Source organism: Streptococcus sanguinis (genome assembly GCF_050222175.1).
Classification (GTDB): Bacteria; Bacillota; Bacilli; order Lactobacillales; family Streptococcaceae; genus Streptococcus; species Streptococcus sanguinis_M.
Map to the genome: position 1 here is coordinate 777,849 of NZ_CP071420.1, position 21,026 is coordinate 798,874.

At 43.9% G+C, this 21,026-nt stretch carries 21 protein-coding genes; 15 read left to right on the forward strand and 6 right to left on the reverse strand.

Annotation, left to right across the window (positions count from 1 at the left end; all coding sequences use genetic code 11):
* Positions 1-11: 11 nt before the first annotated feature.
* Both J1C91_RS03970 and J1C91_RS03975 read right to left on the reverse strand, forming a co-directional pair.
* Positions 12-824: a transporter substrate-binding domain-containing protein gene (locus tag J1C91_RS03970; RefSeq protein ID WP_125438154.1), complete on the reverse strand. Its 813-nt coding sequence runs from the start codon at positions 822-824 to the stop codon at positions 12-14.
* Positions 825-838: 14 nt separating this feature from the next.
* Positions 839-1,600 carry an amino acid ABC transporter ATP-binding protein gene (locus J1C91_RS03975; RefSeq protein ID WP_002913381.1) on the reverse strand — a complete coding sequence of 254 codons (762 nt, stop codon included), beginning with the start codon at positions 1,598-1,600 and terminating at the stop codon, positions 839-841.
* Between the two features lie 339 nt (positions 1,601-1,939).
* On the opposite strand from J1C91_RS03975, the gene yycF reads away from it, so the two are divergent.
* The 9 genes from yycF (at position 1,940) to ftsY (ending at position 12,720) form a co-directional block, all read left to right on the forward strand.
* On the forward strand, positions 1,940-2,641 hold the full coding sequence (yycF, locus tag J1C91_RS03980; protein WP_002894937.1) for a response regulator YycF: 702 nt from the start codon (positions 1,940-1,942) through the stop codon (positions 2,639-2,641).
* The gene (vicK, locus tag J1C91_RS03985; RefSeq protein ID WP_002894938.1) at positions 2,634-3,980 is read left to right on the forward strand and encodes a cell wall metabolism sensor histidine kinase VicK; all 1,347 of its coding nucleotides are present in this window, start codon (positions 2,634-2,636) and stop codon (positions 3,978-3,980) included. The genes yycF and vicK overlap by 8 nt, the downstream gene beginning before the upstream one ends.
* 9 nt (positions 3,981-3,989) lie before the next feature.
* Positions 3,990-4,790 carry an MBL fold metallo-hydrolase gene (locus tag J1C91_RS03990; RefSeq protein ID WP_125438151.1) on the forward strand — a complete coding sequence of 267 codons (801 nt, stop codon included), beginning with the start codon at positions 3,990-3,992 and terminating at the stop codon, positions 4,788-4,790.
* A 91-nt stretch (positions 4,791-4,881) separates the two neighbouring features.
* Positions 4,882-5,241: a YbaN family protein gene (locus J1C91_RS03995; RefSeq protein ID WP_002903152.1), complete on the forward strand. Its 360-nt coding sequence runs from the start codon at positions 4,882-4,884 to the stop codon at positions 5,239-5,241.
* A 121-nt stretch (positions 5,242-5,362) separates the two neighbouring features.
* Positions 5,363-6,061 (forward strand): ribonuclease III, encoded by a 699-nt coding sequence (gene rnc / locus J1C91_RS04000; RefSeq protein WP_002903151.1) that lies wholly within the window; start codon positions 5,363-5,365, stop codon positions 6,059-6,061.
* A complete protein-coding gene (gene smc, locus J1C91_RS04005) occupies positions 6,052-9,588 on the forward strand; it encodes a chromosome segregation protein SMC (protein WP_002909300.1) in 3,537 nt (1,178 codons plus the stop codon). Before rnc ends, smc begins: the two co-directional genes overlap by 10 nt.
* A gap of 1 nt (position 9,589) precedes the next feature.
* Entirely contained in the window at positions 9,590-10,384 is a 795-nt protein-coding gene (locus J1C91_RS04010) for a Cof-type HAD-IIB family hydrolase (protein WP_002906098.1), read from the forward strand.
* Positions 10,384-11,202 (forward strand): Cof-type HAD-IIB family hydrolase, encoded by an 819-nt coding sequence (locus J1C91_RS04015; RefSeq protein ID WP_125438148.1) that lies wholly within the window; start codon positions 10,384-10,386, stop codon positions 11,200-11,202. The genes J1C91_RS04010 and J1C91_RS04015 overlap by 1 nt, the downstream gene beginning before the upstream one ends.
* A 3-nt stretch (positions 11,203-11,205) precedes the next feature.
* A complete protein-coding gene (gene ftsY / locus J1C91_RS04020) occupies positions 11,206-12,720 on the forward strand; it encodes a signal recognition particle-docking protein FtsY (RefSeq protein WP_002909304.1) in 1,515 nt (504 codons plus the stop codon).
* A gap of 49 nt (positions 12,721-12,769) precedes the next feature.
* On the opposite strand, the gene zwf is transcribed toward ftsY, so the two are convergent.
* From zwf to J1C91_RS04040, 4 genes are all read right to left on the reverse strand, one after another.
* Positions 12,770-14,230: a glucose-6-phosphate dehydrogenase gene (gene zwf, locus J1C91_RS04025; RefSeq protein WP_002909305.1), complete on the reverse strand. Its 1,461-nt coding sequence runs from the start codon at positions 14,228-14,230 to the stop codon at positions 12,770-12,772.
* A gap of 174 nt (positions 14,231-14,404) precedes the next feature.
* Positions 14,405-15,223, reverse strand: a complete 819-nt coding sequence (locus J1C91_RS04030) for a TIGR03943 family putative permease subunit (protein WP_004190865.1) — start codon at positions 15,221-15,223, stop codon at positions 14,405-14,407.
* Entirely contained in the window at positions 15,220-16,125 is a 906-nt protein-coding gene (locus J1C91_RS04035) for a permease (RefSeq protein ID WP_004190868.1), read from the reverse strand. Before J1C91_RS04035 ends, J1C91_RS04030 begins: the two co-directional genes overlap by 4 nt.
* Positions 16,122-16,259 (reverse strand): SPJ_0845 family protein, encoded by a 138-nt coding sequence (locus J1C91_RS04040; protein WP_002909307.1) that lies wholly within the window; start codon positions 16,257-16,259, stop codon positions 16,122-16,124. The genes J1C91_RS04035 and J1C91_RS04040 overlap by 4 nt, the downstream gene beginning before the upstream one ends.
* Positions 16,260-16,437: 178 nt before the next feature.
* Here J1C91_RS04040 and J1C91_RS04045 point away from each other — a divergent pair, with 178 nt between their 5' ends.
* The 6 genes from J1C91_RS04045 (at position 16,438) to J1C91_RS04070 (ending at position 20,953) form a co-directional block, all read left to right on the forward strand.
* Positions 16,438-18,570: a Tex family protein gene (locus J1C91_RS04045; protein ID WP_125438145.1), complete on the forward strand. Its 2,133-nt coding sequence runs from the start codon at positions 16,438-16,440 to the stop codon at positions 18,568-18,570.
* Positions 18,557-18,994: a SprT family protein gene (locus J1C91_RS04050; protein ID WP_125438142.1), complete on the forward strand. Its 438-nt coding sequence runs from the start codon at positions 18,557-18,559 to the stop codon at positions 18,992-18,994. The genes J1C91_RS04045 and J1C91_RS04050 overlap by 14 nt, the downstream gene beginning before the upstream one ends.
* A 137-nt stretch (positions 18,995-19,131) precedes the next feature.
* Positions 19,132-19,407, forward strand: coding sequence for a PspC domain-containing protein (locus J1C91_RS04055; RefSeq protein WP_049540665.1), 276 nt, complete (start codon positions 19,132-19,134; stop codon positions 19,405-19,407).
* A gap of 71 nt (positions 19,408-19,478) precedes the next feature.
* Complete coding sequence (locus tag J1C91_RS04060) at positions 19,479-19,967, forward strand: hypothetical protein (protein ID WP_002909310.1); 489 nt, start codon at positions 19,479-19,481, stop codon at positions 19,965-19,967.
* 12 nt (positions 19,968-19,979) lie between these two features.
* Positions 19,980-20,414 (forward strand): hypothetical protein, encoded by a 435-nt coding sequence (locus J1C91_RS04065; protein WP_002909311.1) that lies wholly within the window; start codon positions 19,980-19,982, stop codon positions 20,412-20,414.
* 47 nt (positions 20,415-20,461) lie between these two features.
* Entirely contained in the window at positions 20,462-20,953 is a 492-nt protein-coding gene (locus J1C91_RS04070) for an NUDIX hydrolase (RefSeq protein ID WP_002909312.1), read from the forward strand.
* Positions 20,954-21,026: the final 73 nt, after the last annotated feature.

The window sequence follows — 21,026 nt, forward strand, 5'->3', positions numbered from 1 at the left end:
GGGTCTCCTTTCTAATCATCTGTTGAAGAAGATGGTTTTAAATCATATTTGTCATAAATTTTCTGCAGACTGCCGTTTTCTTTCCATTTAGAGATTAGGCCATCTACATAGTCATTCAATTGAGTATTGGATTTTTTTGTTACCACACCATAATCGGCTTTTTTGAAGCTGTAATCCAGAATGTTTGACTTGGAGCTTACATAGCCGGTTAGGATTGACTTGTCAACAGAAATGGCATCAATACGGTGAGCCCGCAAGGAAACAGCAAGCTCCGGATAAGAACCTAACTCCACATATTTGAAGTTGAGTTTTTTCTCTTGGGCGATTTCTTCCAGCAAGGTCTGAGTGATAGAGCCTTGAACAACGCCGATAGTCTTGTTATTCAAGTCCTTGACGTCTGTAATTTTGCTGGATTTATTAACTAGAAAACCAGAAGCATCAGTGTAGTAAGGGGTTGTGAAATTATAGATTTCCTTACGTTCATCTGTGATGGTAAAGGTCGCAATGACCATGTCAACTTGTCCGTTGTCCAGAAGTGGTCCGCGGGTTTGTGCGGTAACTGGAACGTAGTTGATTTTGACGCCTAGTTCCTTGGCAATCTTTTTTGCAATATCGATTTCTAAACCGCTATATGTATTGCTATCAGGATTGAGGTAACCAAAGTTAGGTACATCCTGCTTGACACCGACATTGAGGACTCCGCGTTTCTGGATGGCCTTGACCTGTTGGCTGGTAGTGGAATCGGCTTGTGCGGGAACAGCATTAATAAAGCCTAGAGTCAGAAGGAGTAAGAGTAGGCTAATGAGTATTTTTTGTAGTTTCATAGGTCTTCTCCTTTTTAAGAAAGCACGTTATCACTCTCATGGTTGATAATTTTACTGAGAAACTGCTTAGCGCGAGGTTCGGTAGGATTGTCAAAGAAAGCATCAACATCAGTAGTATCCACTAGCACCTCACCGTCTGCCATGAAGATAATACGGTCAGCAACCTCACGGGCAAAGCCCATTTCGTGTGTAACCACAATCATGTTCATGCCGTCTTTGGCTAATTTTTGCATAACGGCCAGAACATCCCCGATTGTTTCAGGGTCCAGGGCAGAAGTCGGTTCATCAAAGAGCAAGAGCTCAGGATGCATAGCTAAACCGCGGGCAATGGCAATCCTTTGCTTTTGTCCACCGGACAGCATGCCTGGATAAGAGTCTTTCTTGTCCCACATGTTGACAAATTCTAGATATTTTTGAGCGATTTTTTTAGCTTCTTGTTTATCCATTCCTAGAACTTTAATAGGTGCCAAGGTAACATTTTCTAACACCGTTTTGTGGGGGTAAAGATTAAAATGTTGAAAGACCATTCCGACTTCTTTGCGTAAGTTGACCAAATCTTTAGCAGCAGTGTTCGCGACCTCGTGGCCATTGACGATCAGGCTTCCCTGATCAATACCTTCTAAAGCGTTGATTGTACGGATAAGAGTAGATTTTCCTGAGCCGGATGGTCCCAGTAGTACAACTACTTGCCCTTTTTCAAAACTGAGATTGATATTGCGCAGAGCATGGTAGTCTCCGTAATACTTTTCGACATTTTTAAATTCAACTAAAGCCATATCTTTCTCCTTTGTGTTAGATAATATGACATAGATTTTACCATAGAATAAATAAACTGTCAAATTGAATAAAAATGAGTATTTCCATTCAGAGAAAAATTTTTTGGATGAGAATTGTCCATTTTCTACAAATGTGGAATAAAAATGGCTTGAATTAGTGTTTTTTAAGAAAACTTTGGTATAATAAGACTATATAAATAAATAAAATTGGATTGGGAGTCTAGCTAGGCAAACTAGATTGCCTTTTGCACGTGTTGATGCAGGACGACTTAGCTGACTATGTCACAACTTTTCTATCATGGAGTTGATTCAATCCCAATCTTATGTTAAGGTGAACATATGAAGAAAATATTAGTTGTAGATGATGAGAAACCAATCTCAGATATTATTAAGTTTAATATGGCCAAGGAAGGCTATGAGGTTTTGACTGCTTTTGATGGTAAGGAAGCCTTGGAAATGTTTGAGGCAGAACAGCCAGACATCTTGATTCTGGACTTGATGTTGCCAGAAGTGGACGGACTGGAAGTTGCTAGGACTATTCGCAAGACCAGCAATGTTCCGATTATTGTATTGTCTGCTAAGGACAGTGAGTTTGACAAGGTTATCGGCCTTGAAATCGGTGCAGATGACTATGTGACCAAGCCTTTCTCAAATCGTGAGCTGCAGGCGCGTGTCAAGGCACTTCTTCGTCGGGCAGACCTTGTTGTGGAAAATCAAGTAGAAGAAAGTGGCCCGAACGAGTTGACCATTGGGGAACTGCAGATTTTGCCAGATGCTTTTGTAGCTAAGAAGCATGGCAAGGAGCTGGAGCTGACCCACCGTGAGTTTGAACTGCTTCACCATTTGGCGACACATATCGGTCAGGTCATGACACGTGAGCACTTGCTGGAAACAGTATGGGGCTATGACTATTTTGGCGATGTCCGTACAGTGGATGTGACCATTCGCCGCCTGCGTGAAAAGATTGAAGATACGCCAAGCCGACCTGAGTATATCTTGACTCGCCGCGGAGTTGGCTACTATATGAGAAATAATGATTGAAGCAATTAAACAATTTGTGATTTCTGCGGATTTTGTCTTTGCAATCATTATTATCGGCTTCATTGTAGTTGTTGCCTTGCTTTTATTGGAAAATCGCCGCGATAACCAAAAGCTTGTACAGCTTAATCAGAAGGTTAAAGATTTGATTGCAGGGGACTATTCTGAAGTGCTGGACATGCAGGGAAGTCCAGAAATCACAGATATGACCAACAGTATCAATGATCTTTCAGAGGTCATTCGACTGACACATGAAAACCTTGAGCAAGAAACAAAACGCCTTTCCAGTATCCTGTCCTATATGACAGATGGCGTGCTCGCGACTAACCGCCGGGGGCAGATTATCACTATCAACGATATGGCAACCAAGCAGTTGGGAGTTAAGAGAGATGAGGTCCAAAATATGAGTATTTTGGATCTGCTTTCGATTTCAGACGAGTATGATTTGCGCGACTTGATTACCAATGTTCCTGAGCTGACGATTGATTCTCAGGATGAAAATGGTGAGTATTTGAGCTTGCGGGTTCGCTTTGCCTTGGTAAGGCGGGAGTCGGGCTTCATTTCTGGTTTGGTGGCTGTCTTGCACGACACGACAGAGCAGGACAAGGAAGAGCGGGAGCGTCGCCTCTTTGTCTCCAACGTCAGCCATGAGTTGCGGACTCCGCTGACCAGTGTTAAGTCCTATCTGGAAGCCTTGGATGAGGGAGCCTTGTCTGAGCCAGTAGCGCCGGACTTTGTCAAGGTATCACTCAATGAAACCAACCGCATGATGCGGATGGTGACGGACCTACTTAGTCTGTCTCGTATTGATAATGAGACCAGTCATCTGGAAGTGGAGCTGACGAATTTCACGGCCTTTATCACCTTTATCCTCAATCGCTTTGACAAGATAAAAAATCAAGACGAAACCAAGAAATATGAGATTATCCGTGATTATCCGATAACACCGATTTGGGTAGAGATTGATACAGATAAGCTGACCCAGGTGATTGATAATATCATGAACAATGCCATCAAGTATTCGCCAGATGGTGGAACCATTACTGTTTCCATCAAGACAACTGATGAGCAGTTGATTCTCTCGATTGCGGATGAAGGTCTGGGGATTCCCAAGCAGGACCTGCCTAAGATTTTTGACCGCTTTTATCGAGTGGACAAGGCACGCAGCCGTGCACAGGGTGGAACGGGTCTAGGGCTGGCTATTGCCAAGGAAATTATCAAGCAGCATCAGGGCTTTATTTGGGCTAAGAGTGAGTATGGTGTGGGATCGACCTTTACCATTGTCTTGCCTTATGAGAATGATGGTGTCCGGGATGACGACTGGGATAATGAAGATATATAGAAAGTAAACATGACTAAAGGATTTCAATACAGTATTCTGGCGTCAGGATCAAGCGGTAATTGTTTCTATCTGGAAACAGACCAAAAGCGGATTCTGGTTGACGCTGGCTTATCAGGGAAAAAAATTACTAGCTTGTTGGGCGAAATTGACCGCAAGCCTGAGGATTTGGATGCTATTTTAGTGACTCATGAGCACAAGGATCACATTCATGGTGTTGGTGTATTGGCTCGCAAGTATCATCTGGATATTTATGCTAATGAGGCCACTTGGAAGGCTATGGAAAAGGACCTGGGCAAGCTGGATGCTAGTCAAAAGCATATCTTTGAATTGGGCAAGACCAAGACCTTTGGAGACTTGGATGTGGAGAGCTTTGGTGTCAGTCATGACGCAGCCTGTCCGCAATTTTACCGCTTTATGAAGGATGACAAAAGCTTTGTCATGCTGACGGATACGGGCTATGTCAGTGATCGGATGGCTGGGATTATCGAAAATGCCGATGCTTACCTGATTGAGAGCAACCATGATATTGAAATTCTCCGCAGCGGCGCCTATCCATGGAGTCTCAAGCAGCGGATTCTATCGGATATGGGCCACCTGTCCAATGAAGACGGAGCGGAGACCATGATTCGGACTCTGGGCAATCGCACCAAGCGAATCTATCTGGGACATCTCAGTAAGGAAAATAATATCAAAGAATTGGCCCACATGACCATGGTCAATCAACTGGCTCAAGCCGATATGGCAGTCGGCCACGATTTCCAGGTCTATGATACCTCGCCTGATACCGCAACGCCTTTGACGAGAATTTAAAAATCGAACTAAAAAATTTGGTTTTCTTGCTCTAGTGCAGTATCCATTAAATATTTAAAAAGCAACGGTTTTATTTTGTAAAGGAGCTTGTATGCGGCCAATTTACTTTGTGGTAGGTCTATTATCTTTAGGGTTAGGAGTTTTGGGGATTTTTCTGCCTCTACTGCCGACGACACCATTTCTTCTCTTGTCCATTGCCTGCTTTTCGCGCAGTTCCAAGCGTTTTGAGAATTGGCTCTATCATACCAAGATGTATCAGACTTATGTGGCGGATTTTCGAGAGACGGGAACGATTGCCAAGGAGCGTAAGAAAAAGATTATTGTTTCCATCTATATCTTGATGGGGATTTCCATTTTCCTGGCGCCTATTATTTGGGTCAAGATTGGTCTGTTGGGTCTGACTGTTTTTATCACCTATTATTTGTTTAAAGTAATTCCGGATAAGGAATAGAAATCACTTTCAGCAGGTGCGTTTGCGCCTGTTTTTTGTTATAATAGAGACTGTATATCTTTGGAAAGGAAAAGGTATCATGCTGCTTATCTGACTGAAGCCAGCATGATATAAAATAGTAATGGAAAATTTGAAAAAAGCATTGCTGGAGCAGTTTGACTTGGTTTTCTCTGACGAGACCTTGTTGGAAACGGCTTTTACCCATACGAGCTATGCCAATGAGCACCGCCTCTTAAAAATTTCACACAATGAACGCTTGGAATTTTTAGGAGACGCTGTTCTGCAACTGATTATTTCGGAGTATCTTTATACCAAGTATCCTAAGAGGCCAGAGGGAGACCTGTCTAAGCTGCGTTCCATGATTGTTCGGGAGGAGAGCTTGGCAGGCTTTGCCCGAGATTGTCAGTTTGATCAGTTTATCAAGCTGGGACGTGGAGAGGAGAAGTCTGGTGGCCGGAATCGTGATACGATTTTAGGAGATTTGTTTGAGGCCTTTTTAGGCGCTTTGCTCTTAGATAAGGGTGTGGAAGCAGTCAAAAGCTTTCTCTATCAAGTCATGATTCCCAAGGTGGAAGCGGGAGATTTTGAGCGGGTGACGGACTATAAGACCAAGCTGCAAGAGTTGCTGCAGATTAATGGTGATGTGGAAATTGCCTATCAGGTCGTGTCTGAGACAGGGCCGGCTCATGCCAAAAATTTCGAAGTGGCTGTTCTCATCAATGGCCGCAAGTCCGGTCAAGGCCAGGGGCGTTCTAAAAAGCTGGCCGAGCAGGAAGCTGCTAAAAACGCATTTGAAAAGGAAAGTTCTTCATGTTTTTAAAGGAAATTGAAATTCAGGGCTTCAAGTCATTTGCTGATAAGACTAAAGTTGTCTTTGATCAGGGAGTGACAGCGGTTGTTGGGCCAAATGGTTCCGGCAAGTCCAATATTACGGAGAGCCTGCGCTGGGCCTTGGGAGAGTCCAGTGTGAAAAGTCTGCGGGGCGGCAAGATGCCCGATGTGATTTTTGCGGGAACAGAAACCCGCAAGCCTCTTAATTACGCATCAGTGGTAGTGGTTCTGGATAACAGTGACCAATTTATCAAGGATGCTGCCAATGAGATTCGAGTGGAGCGTCACATTTACCGCAGCGGTGACAGTGAGTATAAGATTGACGGCAAAAAAGTCCGTCTGCGCGATGTCCATGATCTCTTCATGGATACTGGGCTGGGACGAGATTCTTTCTCCATCATTTCCCAAGGGAAGGTTGAGGAAATCTTTAACAGCAAGCCGGAGGAACGTCGGGCAATCTTTGAAGAGGCGGCTGGAGTGCTTAAGTATAAGACACGTCGTAAGGAAACGGAAGGAAAACTTAGTCAAACTCAGGATAATCTGGATCGGCTGGAAGATATTATCTACGAGCTGGAGAGCCAGGTCAAGCCCTTGGAGAAGCAGGCTGAAACTGCTAAGCGCTTCTTGAGTCTGGATGGTCAGCGCCGAGAGCTTTACTTGGATGTTTTGGTCGCTCAGCTGACAGCTAATAAGGAAAAGTTGACTCAGGCTGAAGAAGATTTAAGGAATATCCAGCAGGAGCTAGCAGCCTACTATAGCAAGCGCGATGAGCTGGAAGTTGAAAACCAAACCTTGAAGGCCAAGCGCCATGAGCTCAATCAAACTTTGTCTGATGATCAAGCTAATTTGCTGGAATTAACCCGCTTAATCAGTGATTTGGAGCGGCAGATTGACCTTTCTAAGCTGGAGTCCAGCCAGGCAGCGACGAGCCGTCGGGAAAATGAAGAACGCTTGGCTGCTCTATCAGAAAAACTGGCTCAGATAGAAAGCAACATAGAAGACAAGCAGGCTGAATTGAGCCAAATAGCTGCCCAACTGAGTGACAATGAGGAGTCTATCGCTGCTTTGGAAGCAGAATTAGCAGACTTTTCAGATGATCCAGACCAGCTGATTGAACATCTGCGTGAGCAGTATGTCAAGCTCATGCAGGAAGAGGCAAATCTTTCTAATGACTTGACTTCTCTGGAGAGCCAGCTGGCTAGCGAGCTTAAATTGGCTGAGAGCAAGAAGGCAGACTATGCTAAATTGCAAGGAGATTTGGAAGCTAGTCAGACTCAGGAGCAGGCTGGTTTGGAGGAGTTGGAAATTGCTCGCCAAGCCCTCAAGGGCCTACTGGCTGACTACCAGAGTCAGATCCAGTTGGTAGAGAAGCTAGAGGCTGACTATAAGCATCAGCAGACTAAGATGTTTGAGCTTTTGGATGACCTCAAAAACAAGCAGGCACGTTCTAATAGTTTAGAAGCCATTCTCAAAAATCACAGTAACTTCTATGCTGGGGTTAAGAGTGTGCTACAGGAAGCGGGTCGACTGGGTGGCATTGTTGGAGCAGTTAGCGAAAAGCTCGGCTTCGATCCCCACTATCAGACAGCGCTGGAAATTGCGTTGGGAGCCAGCAGTCAGAATATCATCGTAGAAGATGAGTCGGCTGCGACTCGGGCTATCGAATTTCTGAAGAAAAATCGGGCTGGCCGAGCAACCTTCCTGCCTTTAACAACTATCAAGCCGCGTCAGCTGCCTGACCATAACCGTGCTACGATTGAAAAAAGTGCTGGTTTTCTGGGACTGGCTTCTTCTCTGGTCAGCTATGAGTCATCGTTAGACAGCATTTTTCAAAATCTGCTGGGAACGACTGCTATTTTTAATACAGTGGAGCATGCCAGAGCAGCAGCTCGCCAAGTGCGCTATCAGGTTCGCATGGTGACTTTGGATGGAACAGAGCTTCGGACTGGCGGATCTTATGCTGGTGGTGCCAACCGCAATAACAATACTATCTTTATCAAGCCGGAGCTAGATGCTTTGCTTGAAGAGATTAAGCAGAAAAATATCAGCTTGAAAGAGCAGGAAGAAGCAGTGCAAATTCTGCAAAACCAGCTAAGTCAGGCCAAGCAGGTATTGGAACAAATCAAGACAGACGGTGAGCAGGCTCGCTTGGCTGAACAAAAGGCTAATCTAGCCTACGAACAGTTAGCCAAGCGCGTAGAAGAACTCACAAGTCTGAAAAATCTACAGGAACAGGAGTTGGCTGGTCAGTCTGGTTTGGATATTTCAGAAGAGAAAGACCGACTGCAGACCCGCTTGACCGAAATTGAGCAAGAAAAAATGGACATCACTGCAGAAATAGAGCAGGTTAAGTCGAACAAAGATGCAGTTCAGGCTCGTTTTGACAAACTTTCCTCTCGTTTAGCTGAACTCAAGCTCCAGCGAACAGAGCTGACCTCCAATCAACGCTTTGAAAAGAATGACTTGGAACGTCTGTCCGAGGAAAAAGCCAGCCTTGCAAAAGAGCAGGCGACCTTGGAGCTCTTGATGGAGCAAAAGGAGCAGTCCAGCCTGCAAAAGGTAGACATTACGATTTTGGAAGAGCAATTAGACACTGCCAAGCAAGAAAAGACTGACCTGGATCAAAGACTGATTCGTCTGAAATTTGAGCTTGAAGATCTGGAAGGTCAGTCTGACGATATTGCCAGTCGATTGGAGCAAGCCCGCCATCAAAATGAAGAATTGATTCGCCGGCAGGCCAAGGCAGAGGCAGAAAAGGATAAGCTCATGGATGTCATGCGCCGTCTGGCAAGCAATCTGACAGATGACTATCAGATGAGCTTCGAAGAAGCAAGCAGCCAGGCTCGTCCGTTAGAAAGTTTGCCAGCTGCTGAAAGCCAGGTGAAGGATTTGGAAAAAGCCATTCGAGCTTTAGGTCCAGTCAATCTGGAAGCAGTTGAGCAGTTTGAAGAAGTCAGCAATCGTTTGAACTTCCTTAACGAACAGCGAGACGATGTCCTATCAGCCAAAAATCTGCTCTTAGAGACGATTGAAGAGATGAATGACGAAGTCAAGGAACGCTTTAAATCAACCTTTGAAGCCATTCGTGAAAGCTTCAAGGTGACTTTCCGACAGATGTTTGGCGGTGGTTCTGCAGACCTGATATTGACGGAGGGAGACTTGCTGACAGCTGGTGTAGAAATCTCCGTGCAGCCACCGGGAAAGAAAATCCAGTCGCTTAATCTGATGAGCGGTGGCGAGAAGGCCTTGTCAGCTTTGGCTCTACTCTTCTCTATCATCCGCGTTAAGACCATTCCTTTTGTCATCTTGGACGAGGTCGAAGCAGCGCTGGACGAAGCGAATGTTAAACGCTTTGGGGATTATCTCAATCGATTTGACAAGGACAGCCAATTCATCGTGGTCACTCACCGTAAGGGAACCATGTCAGCTGCAGACTCTATTTACGGAGTTACCATGCAGGAATCTGGGGTTTCCAAGATTGTCTCGGTCAAGTTAAAAGATTTAGAAAGTATGTAAAATGAGTATAAAATTAGTAGCAACGGATATGGATGGCACCTTTTTGGACAGTAAAGGTCAGTTTGATATGGACCGCCTCAAGCAAGTTTTGGCTCGCTTCAAAGAAAAAGATATGTACTTTGCCGTAGCCAGCGGACGGGGTCTCTTGTCGCTGGAAAAGCTGTTTGAGGAAGTACGCAATGAGATTATTTTTATTGCTGAAAACGGTAGTTTAGTGGAATTTCACGGCGAGGATCTCTATGAAGCAACCATGCCTCGGAATTTTTATCTCAATGTTTTTGACAAGCTGCAGGAATCTCCCTATGTCAATGTCAACGAGCTGCTTTTGACGGGCAAACGTGCCTGCTATGTCTTGGAGACTGTGGATCCGACCTATCTTTCTTTCAGTGCTCATTATAATGAAAATATTCAAAAAGTAGCTAGCCTGGCTGATATCGACGATGAAATTTTCAAGTTTACGACCAATTTTGCTGAGGACCAAGTCGCAGCTGGTGAAGCTTGGGTCAATGAGAATATCGATGGAGTCAAGGCCATGACAACTGGCTACAAGTCCATTGACATCGTTCTGGACCATGTGGATAAGGGGGTTGCCATTGTCGAGCTGGCCAAGAAGCTAGACATAGATCTTTCTCAGGTTATGGTTTTTGGCGATAATCTCAACGATATGCACATGATGCAGGTGGCTGGCTATCCGATCGCGACTGAAAATGCTCGCCCTGAGATTTTAGAAGTCGCCAAGGAAGTCATCGGCCACCATGATGCTCAGTCGGTTATCACTTACATGGAGGGATTGTAATGGCAGATATAAAACTGATTGCTCTGGACTTGGATGGAACTCTCCTGACTTCAGACAAGAAGATTTCTGACCGCAATTTAGCGGCTTTAAAAGCAGCTCAGGCCAAGGGAGTTAAAGTAGTTCTGACTACGGGTCGCCCCCTCAAAGCCATGGACTTTTTCCTGCATGAGCTAGGAACAGACGGTCGAGAGGATGAGTACACCATTACTTTTAATGGTGGTCTTGTTCAGCGCAATACTGGAGAAATTCTTGATAAAACAGTCTTTTCTTATGATGATGTGGCTCGGATTTACGAGGAGACGGATAAGCTCCATATCCCGCTTGATGCTATCTGCGAAGGACTTGTCTATCAGATTCAGTCCGATCAAGACTCGCTTTATGCTCAGTTCAATCCAGCTCTGACCTTTGAGCCTATTGATTTCAGTGATTTGTCTAGTCAGCAGACTTATAATAAATGTGTCACTGCTTATGCTCAAGAACCACTGGATGCTGCTATTGAGCAAATCTCTCCAGAATTATTTGAGCGCTATGAGATTTTTAAATCTAGAGAATGCTTGCTGGAGTGGTCCCCTAAAAATGTCCATAAGGCTAATGGTTTGGAGAAACTGATTGCCCATTTAGGTATTGAGAGAAGTCAAGTCATGGCCTGTGGTGATGAAGCCAACGATCTGTCTATGATTGAGTGGGCTGGTCTGGGAGTGGCCATGCAGAATGCAGTAGCCATTGTTAAAGAAGCAGCCAATGTGGTGACACCTATGACTAATGATGAGGATGCAGTGGCTTGGGCTATTGAAGAATATGTACTAAAGGAGGATTAGCCGATGGGATTATTTGATCGCCTTTTTGGCCGAAAAAAGCAAGAACCGCCGATCGAAGAAGTTGTCAAGGAAGCATTGGAAAATATTGGCGAGATTGAAGAAGAAACAGCGCCTGCTCCAGAAGCAGGAGAAAATCTTGAAGCGAAAGCTGTTCAGTCCTACCAAGGCGAGCAGCAACTTGATGACCAAATTTCGGATACAAAAGATAGTTTGGCTGATGTTGAAGAGCCAGCATCTCAAGCTATCCAAGAAGAAAGCAAGGAGCCAGAGCATGAAAGAGAAATTATTGCAGAAAATCAAGAAGTGGCTCAAGGAGCAAGTCAGACTGAAGAAACTCTAGAAGAGCACCAGCCTGAAAGCAGTGACGAAACGATAGAAGAAGTTGTTGAACAAACAAACCTTTCGGATAAAGCATCATCTCATATTGAACATGAAGCTGCTTCCTATGACGAGGTGGGAACTGATTCAAATAATGAGTTCGAGCTAGAAACAGAAGCTGAGTCACTAACAGAATCAGAACAGGTCGACCAAGCAGCTGATGTTGCTGAAGAATCAGAAGCTACAGAAGAGCCTACTGATCTTCCTCAAGAGGAATCCACTCAGGAAAAATATGACCGCAGCCTAAAGAAGACTCGGACAGGATTTGGAGCACGGCTCAATGCTTTCTTTGCTAATTTCCGCTCAGTAGATGAAGAGTTCTTCGAAGACTTGGAAGAGTTGCTCATCACTAGTGATGTAGGGGTTCAAGTGGCTTCCAGTCTGACTGAGGAACTACGCTATGAAGCCCGTCTGGAGAATGCTAAAAAACCAGCTGCTCTGCGTCAACTGATTATAGAAAAACTGGTGGACATTTATGAGAAAGATGGCCGCTTTAATGAAAAAATCAATTTCCAAAATGGACTGACTGTCATGCTCTTTGTCGGGGTCAACGGAGTTGGTAAAACCACCTCTATCGGTAAACTAGCCTATAAGTACAAACAACAAGGCAAGAAAGTCATGTTGGTAGCAGCAGATACATTCCGAGCTGGAGCAGTGGCTCAGCTGGCTGAATGGGGTCGGCGCGTAGATGTTCCAGTAGTAACGGGGCCTGAGAAGAGCGATCCTGCTAGCGTGGTTTATGACGGAATGGAGCGTGCTCTGGCAGAGAAGGTTGATGTTCTTATGATTGACACGGCTGGTCGCCTGCAAAATAAGGACAACCTCATGGCTGAGCTGGAGAAAATTGGCCGTATTATTAAGCGAGTGGATCCAGAAGCACCGCATGAAACTTTCCTAGCTCTCGATGCTTCAACTGGTCAGAATGCTCTGGTTCAGGCCAAGGAATTTTCTAAAATTACTCCAGTCACAGGAATTGTACTGACGAAGATTGATGGAACAGCCCGAGGCGGGGTTGTGCTAGCCATTCGTCAGGAATTGGATATTCCAGTGAAGCTGATTGGCTTTGGAGAAAAGATTGATGATATCGGTGAGTTCAACTCAGAGAACTTTATGAAAGGCCTGCTTGAAGGCTTAGTATAAAACAAAAAACCAGTACGAGTACTGGTTTTTTATGAACAATTTTTAAATTTTATTTGTTTGGAGACCATTGCCAGTCAGCTCCAAATTCTCTAAGGAGTTCAAAGGAAGCATCTGGTCCCATAGAACCGACAGGATACTCATGAAGAGGCACTTCATTGCTATGCCAGAGCTCTTCAATCTGATCAATCAGCTCCCAGCTGGAGCGGACTTCATCCCAGTGGCTGAAGTTGGTTGAGTCATTGTTAAGGACGTCAAAGATTAATTTTTCGTAAGGATCAGGGGAAGCACCGCTGGCTGTTGCGTCTGTTCGATAGTCCAGAGAGAGAGGAGCTAAGCTGAAGCGCTCGCCAACCTCTTTGCCATTCATGCTAAGAGAGAAGCCCTCAGTCGGCTGGATATGAATGGTCAGAACATTCGGGGCTAATTCCTCACCAAAGATAGACTCCATCTGCTTGAAGACAATATTGACAAGAGTGCCTTTTTCAGTGAGGCGTTTACCAGTTCGGAAGAAAAATGGAACATCACAGAAACGCTCGCTATTTACGAAGAAAGCTCCTGAAGCAAAGGTTTCAGTCATGGAGTCAGGATTGACATTAGGTTCACTCCGGTAGGAGATGTATTTCTTACCTTTGACCGTGCCTGACTTATACTGACCGCGTATAAAGAAGCGTTTCAAGTCTTCTTTATCGGGCTGCACCAAGCGTTCAAAAACCTTTACTTTCTCTGCCCGAATGTCCTCTTTGCTGAAGCTTTTTGGCTTGTCCATAGCTAAGAGTGACAGGAGCTGTAAGGTATGATTCTGCACCATATCTCGCAGAGCACCGGACTGGTCATAGTAACCGCCGCGTTCTTCGACCCCCAGCTTTTCTGCAAAGGTAATCTGGACATTGTCAATGTAGTCACGATTCCAGATGTTTTCAAAGAGAAGATTGGCGAAGCGGATAGCAAAGATGCTCTGAATCATTTCCTTGCCTAGGTAATGGTCAATACGGAAAATCTGCTCTTCGTCAAAGGCAGCCAAGAGTTCTTCGTTAAGTTGGCTGGCAGTTGCCAAGTCTGTTCCGAAAGGTTTTTCGACAATCAGACGTTCAAATCCTTTGCCATCTACGATGTTTTCAGACTTGAGGTGTTTGGCAATGGTACCGAAAAATTGCGGAGCCATGGACAGGAAGAAGAGTTTATTGTGCTCGGCTTGGTATTGCTCATTGAGTCGGTTTTGAAGCTTGCGCAGCTCAATGTAGTGGTCAGTATCCTGCACATCATGACTTTGATAATAGAAGTGGCTGGCAAACTCTTGGGCTTGCTCGGGGCTGTCAGCTAAATCAGCGATTGCTTCGACAACGACAGACTCAAAATACTCCTTGCTCCAAGGCCGGCGGGCGGTTCCAATAACTGCAAAATGCTTGGAAAGATTACCAGACTTATAGAGCCTGAAGAGGGATGGATAGAGTTTTCTTTTTGCCAAGTCACCGCTGGCTCCGAAAATTGTAACAATAACTTTTGAAGACATCCTGATACCTATTTTCTAAATGATGTCTCTATTTTATCACAATTTTTCTAAAGATTGTATTCAGAAATTCGGTTTCTGAAAAGGGAGATAAATAGAAAGAAATTGACCACTGCTTGAAACATATTCAAATACAAAAAATGAGGCTAAGACAAAATTGTGCCAGCCTCGTTTTCTTTATTCAAATACCCGATAAACGTAAGGATTTTCCGGTTTTTCTACCTTATCAAAGCTTTCAACTTCTAGAGTTGGCAGGCTTTGTCCCAGACTTTTATGGTAGTGCATATTAATTTTTCCCTTGGCATGAATCCAGGTATTATTCTCGAAATGCTGGGTATTTCCAGTCGTCAAGAGGCCATAGACACCTGAGTCGGCGATACAATGGATAATACCGAAGCGAAAGAGAAATTGGCTCTTCTGGTCGCTGGGGTCATTGTAGACAAAGCCGGTGAACTCCAGCGTTTTGCCTACAAACTCGTCGGGATAATCATAGATGACCTCCATGATTTCCATGTAGTTCTCAGTTGTGACCTGAATGGTATCTTGCTTGACATATTTCTTGGCGGCTGCCCGCATTTCTTTTTCATAAGCCCCTTTGGTAAAGTAGGTGCTAGTGTCAGGCTTCAGGTATTGACTGGTAGTGCCTTCGTCCTGCTGAATAGCAGTTGAAGTTCCCTCAGCTAGCGGGAAATGAAATCCTTTAGCCGAAACAGTTGTTGAATCCAAGGTTACAGTTGGAAAGAAAATTCCCACAAAAAGTGGAATGACAAGAAGAAGCACGCTACCTAACTTGGCCCAGCGAGTGTTTAAATGACTGTGGACCTCCATCTTTTTCATCCAGATGATCAGCTGCACAACTGCCAAGATAAAGGACAAAATCATAGACAAGTAGGCCAGATAGGAGTAGTGGAGATTGATATATTGGTTGAGCTTGCCTGTCAGCTGTAGGTACATGGTGATCTCAAAGTAGCCGACTAAGATTAGAAATCGGATCATAGCACTACCCCCACAAGCCAAGAGTAAAGAAAGACGACGACAGTAACCAGGCTGATAAATTGCCAGATAAAGCGTGTCTTAAAGTAGTTTTTCATCATCAGCAGATTCTTGACATCTAGCATAGGCCCAATGACCAAGAAAGCTAAGACTGGCGATAAGCCGAAACTAGCAATCAAGGAGCTTCCAATGAAAGCATCAGCTTCACTGCAAAGTGAGAGCAGGAAGGACAGCAGCATGAGCAGAAGAATAGCAACAGCTGGTGTTGAGCTGATGGAGGTCAGGATTCTGGTTGGCACATAGACCTGGACTAGGCTGGCAAAGAGACAGCCAAAAACCAGATAACGACCTGTATCGAAAAATTCGTCAATGGCCTGCACAAAGACCTGAAAAAGCTTTTGTCCCTTACTGAGATGTGAAAAGTCATGTTCATGGACTGCTTTGCGATTTTCTTTTTGAATATTGCTATCCGCAAAGAAGCCCAGAAAAATCCCTAAAAGAACAGCCACGACCATAGAACCTAAAGCACGAATCAGAGCCATTCGGAAGGAATTTCCAAAGGCTGAGTAGGTCGCAAAGAGCACGATGGGGTTGATGACTGGAGCCGTTACCAGAAAAGGCACAGCCGTGTAGCTGGGAACTTTCTTTTCCAGAAAACGGTTTATAATAGGGACGATTCCGCACTCGCAAGAAGGGAAGACAAAACCAACCAAACTTCCAAAGAAAATCCGAGCCCATTTGTTCTTGGGTAGGAAACGATAAACCTTGTCTGGCGTGACATACACCTCGATAAAGCCAGAAATGATACTTCCAATCAAGACAAAAGGCAGGGCTTCAATGATAATAGAGAGAAAGATGGCACCAGCTTGCAGGACACTGGCCGGTAGCTGAGAGAAGAAGCTCATTCTTTCTTATCCTTCTCGTTTTTAGATTTTTTCTTGTCTTCCTCAGGGAACTCTACCTTTTTCATCTTGGGCAGGGTCGCAAACTCCTCGAACATCTTGTCCAAATCGTCTGATCTAGTAAATTTAACAGCCATAAAGGCACCTCATTTCTAAAATAATAATTCTATTATACTACCAATCATCAAAAAATGAAATTTTGAAACATAAGGGACTTCTTGTCGCTGATTTACCCTAAATTTTTTTGTACAAATAGTACTAAATAGTTCTAAAATAGCCTATCTTTCAAAGCACTTGTGATATAATAGGATTGTTATGGAAAATATAAATATTGAAAAAATTGCCCAGAAATTGGGCCTTAAAGAAAGCCAAGTGTCACAGGTCCTAGATTTGACTGCTGAGGGAAATACGATTCCTTTTATTGCTCGTTACCGTAAGGAAATGACAGGAAATCTGGATGAAGTCGAGATTAAGGCAATCATCGACTTAGATAAGAGCATGACTGCTTTGGCAGAGCGTAAAGCAACGGTTTTAGCTAAGATTGAGGAACAGGGAAAACTAACGGATGCTCTGCGTTCTGAGATTGAAGCTGCTGAAAAGCTGGCAGATGTGGAAGAGCTTTATCTGCCTTACAAGGAGAAGCGCCGTACCAAGGCAACTATTGCCCGTGAAGCAGGTCTCTTTCCTTTGGCCCGCTTAATCCTACAGGATGCGGCTAATTTGCAGGAAGAAGCTGAGAAACTTACCAGTGAAGCCTTTCCAACAGCAGAAGCTGCTCTAGCTGGAGCAATGGATATTCTGACTGAAGCAATTTCTGAAGATACCAAGCTGCGGACTTGGACCTACCATGAGATGCAGACCAATTCTTCTATCGTATCCAGTCTCAAAGACGGGGATTTGGATGAAAAGCGGGTCTTCCAGATTTATTATGATTTTTCCGAAAAAGTAGCGACCATGCAAGGCTACCGTACCTTGGCTCTTAACCGTGGTGAGAAGCTAGGTATTCTCAAGGTTGGTTTTGAACACAATCTTGAGAAAATTCTGCGCTTCTTTGAAGTACGTTTCAAGGTGAAAAATGCCTATATTATTGAAGCTATCCAGCAAGCGGTTAAAAAGAAAATCATTCCAGCCATGGAGCGTCGTATTCGGACCGAGCTGACTGAGGCCGCTGAAGATGGAGCAATTCAACTCTTTTCAGATAACCTCCGCCATCTCCTCCTAATTGCTCCTCTCAAAGGTCGTGTAGTACTGGGCTTTGACCCAGCCTTTCGGACAGGAGCCAAGCTAGCTGTTGTCGATGCGACAGGAAAAATGCTGACGACTCATGTTATCTATCCCGTTCCACCAGCAAAGCCAGCTCAGATTGAAGCTTCTAAGAAGGAACTGTCAGAGCTGATTGAGCAGTTTAGTGTGGAAATCATCGCCATCGGAAACGGAACGGCCAGCCGAGAAAGCGAAGCCTTTGTGGCGGAAGTTCTGAAAGATTTTCCTGAAGTCAGCTATGTTATCGTCAATGAAAGCGGAGCATCTGTCTACTCTGCTAGTGAACTGGCTCGCCATGAGTTTCCAGAGTTGACTGTTGAAAAGCGTTCAGCTATTTCCATAGCCCGCCGATTGCAGGATCCTTTGGCTGAACTGGTTAAGATTGATCCTAAGTCCATCGGAGTTGGCCAGTACCAGCATGATGTCAGTCAGAAAAAGCTCTCTGAAAGCCTGGACTTTGTCGTTGATACCGTGGTTAACCAAGTTGGTGTTAATATCAACACCGCTAGTCCTGCCCTTCTGGCTCACGTAGCTGGTCTTAATAAAACTATCTCAGAAAATATTGTCAAGTACCGGGAAACGGAAGGATTGATTCGGTCTCGCGAGGCTATCAAGAAAGTGCCTCGTCTAGGCGCAAAGGCTTTTGAACAGGCGGCCGGCTTCCTGCGTATTCCCGAAAGTGATAATCTGCTAGACAATACAGGCGTTCACCCAGAGTCTTATAAGGCGGTGGAGGAGCTCTTTAAGCGTCTGGAAATTAGCAGTTTGGACGAAGCAGCCCAAGCCAAATTAAAAGCAGTGCAGACTGCTAGTTTGGCTGCAGAGCTAGGCTTAGGAGAAGAAACCCTCAAAGATATTATTGCGGATCTGCTCAAACCTGGCCGGGATTTGCGAGATTCCTTTGACGCACCAGTTCTGCGGCAGGATGTCTTGGATATCAAGGACCTGCGCATCGGTCAAAAGCTGGAAGGGGTCGTCCGCAATGTCGTTGATTTCGGAGCCTTTGTGGATATCGGTATCCACGAAGATGGTCTTATTCATATCTCCAAGCTGAGCACAGACTATATCAAGCATCCTAGTCAGGTCCTATCTGTTGGCGATTTAGTCACAGTCTGGGTGGATAAATTGGATGTGGAGCGGGAGAAGGTCAACCTCTCTCTGATAGCACCAAATGAATCTAACTGAGTACGTCAAGCGGGTTTCAGCTGAAGATTTTGGCTGGGAATTCCGCCATCAAGCCTATTGGAACAAGCGTCTCCGCACTACAGGGGGACGCTTCTTTCCTAAAGATGGTCATCTGGATTTCAACCCAAAAATCTATGAAACTTTTGGGTTGGAGAACTTTCGAAAAATTGTCCGCCATGAGCTGGCTCACTATCACCTCTATTATCAGGGCAAAGGTTACCGCCATGGGGATCAAGATTTTAAAGAACTGCTCAAGAAAGTTGATGGTCTGCGCTACGCTCCATCCTTGTCCGACTCGCAATCTTTTCTCATCTATGAATGCCTGCGCTGCGGAGCACTTATCCGTCGCAGACGCAGAGTCAATCTTCAAAAATACCGTTGCGGACGCTGTATGGGCAAGCTTCGTTTGTCGGAGAATGGTTGATAATTATTAAGAGAGTTCATTGAAGAACTCTCTTTTTCAAAAGAATGAATATTCTAATCCATAATCAGCCTTTGGCCCGATTGTTTTCTCATGAAATATGGTAGAATAAAGTAAATATGATCATTGAGGTCTCTATCATGAACGTGAAATTCTATAAGTTGAAAAAGAATCGACTGATTTCCGGTGTCTTGTCCGGTCTGTCTGATAAATTTGATTTTGATCTGAGCCTGGTGCGCTTCCTCTTTATTATCTTTACTGTGGTCAATTTCGGCTTGGGAATTCTCATCTATATCCTGCTGGCCATGGTTATGCCTTATAAAGAAGACTTAGAAGAAGAAATGTACGGAACTGGCCCACGCAAACGAAAAGAAGCGGAAGCTATCAAAGACGATAAAGACGGTTGGTTTTGGTAATTCTTAATAAAATAGAAAATTTCGGGATGCACTCCCGATTTTTTACTAGATGAAGAGGAGAGAATGATTTTATGAAAAAATTTTCAATCATACGGTATGCATTCAAGTTCTTGCTTTATATTATTCTGTCATATATTGTTAGTTTTGGAGGACTTGGTCTTCTGGCTTTTCTCCTTAAGTTTAACTATGGTACTAGTCTGACAGTGTCTTTTCTAGGGATGATGATTTTTAGCTATGGTTTTTTAAATTTTTTCTTCTTTCTGTTTACACCGCCAATTAGTCAATCTCTGAAAAAAAGTGTTTTGCTACTATCTATTTTCATGCATCCGCTTTTTATTGCAGTTTCTGTTTTCTTTTTGAATATTTCTCATGAAAATGGTCTAAGTAATTGGCTCAATAGTTTTAAAAGCATGATTCCAATATTATTCATTTGTCTTCTAGTTAATACTTCCCTTTATTTCTTAGCCTATTCTATTAAAAAAGCACGTGAGCAGCTACATATAGCTAAACAAATGGAAAAGGCTGAGTCCCTTGATTTATCAGATCGTTTTGAAGATTAGAAAGGCAGTATTATGAAACAATTCTCTTTACCGGTGTATTTATGGAAATTTTTCCTGTACTTGATTATTAGTTTAATTCTACATATAGTTCTTATTTTTGCTGCTGGCATGGTAGTAGGAGGATATGCTGGCTTGTTTGTTTTCTTTATAGGTATTCTAGCTTTTCCATTTGGCCTGTGGAATTTATTCTTTTTCTTGAAAGTATTACCTCCGGATCAAAGCTCAAAGCGTTTAGTAGGATTTGTATCTATCTTATTTCTGCCAGTTCTAACTCTCATAATTTATGGTTTTGTTGGAGGTATCCAAATAATTATAAACTCCCTTCCTAACAGCCTATTTTATATTTTTGGTATGCTAGTTTCAAATACAATCCTCTACTCTATAGCTCATTCAATCAATCTTTCTAACTATAAAAAGCGATCTATATCTCAAACTGAAATAGACTAAACCTGGAAAATTCAACGAAATCCTAAGCATTTATTCAAGGAGGAAATATGACAGAAGTTTGGAATGCCTATGACTTAAATCGAAATCAACTCCCTCATCTCTTAGTTCGAGGAGAAAAAATTCCTGAAGGACAGTTTCATCTCTGCGTCAATGTCTTGGTTCGCCATCAGGATGGTGATATTCTCTTTATGCGGCGGTCAGCCAATAAAAGCCTTTATCCTGGCTATTATGAGTTCGGAGCAGGAGGGAGTGTGCTGGCTGGAGAGGATAGCCAGACAGCCGCCTTACGTGAATTAAAAGAGGAAACAGGCTTGGTTCCTGACAGCATAAGACTTTTGGAGCAGGTGTGCTCTGTCAAAGATCAGTGCCATTTCGACTATTATGAAGTGCTTGTGTCTGGCGATAAGAGTCAAGTCCGCTATCAGGAAGGCGAAACAGATGCTCATGTCTGGTTGCCTCTGAAAGAGGTCCCAGATTTTGTAGAAAACCATCCTTGTTTTAATAACCAAAAGAAGATTCTTAACAGCCTGCTTGACTAAGACCATGGCTGTTTTTCTATTTTTACTAAAAAGTTGATTTAAATCAAAATATTTTTTCGCTCTAAAATCAATC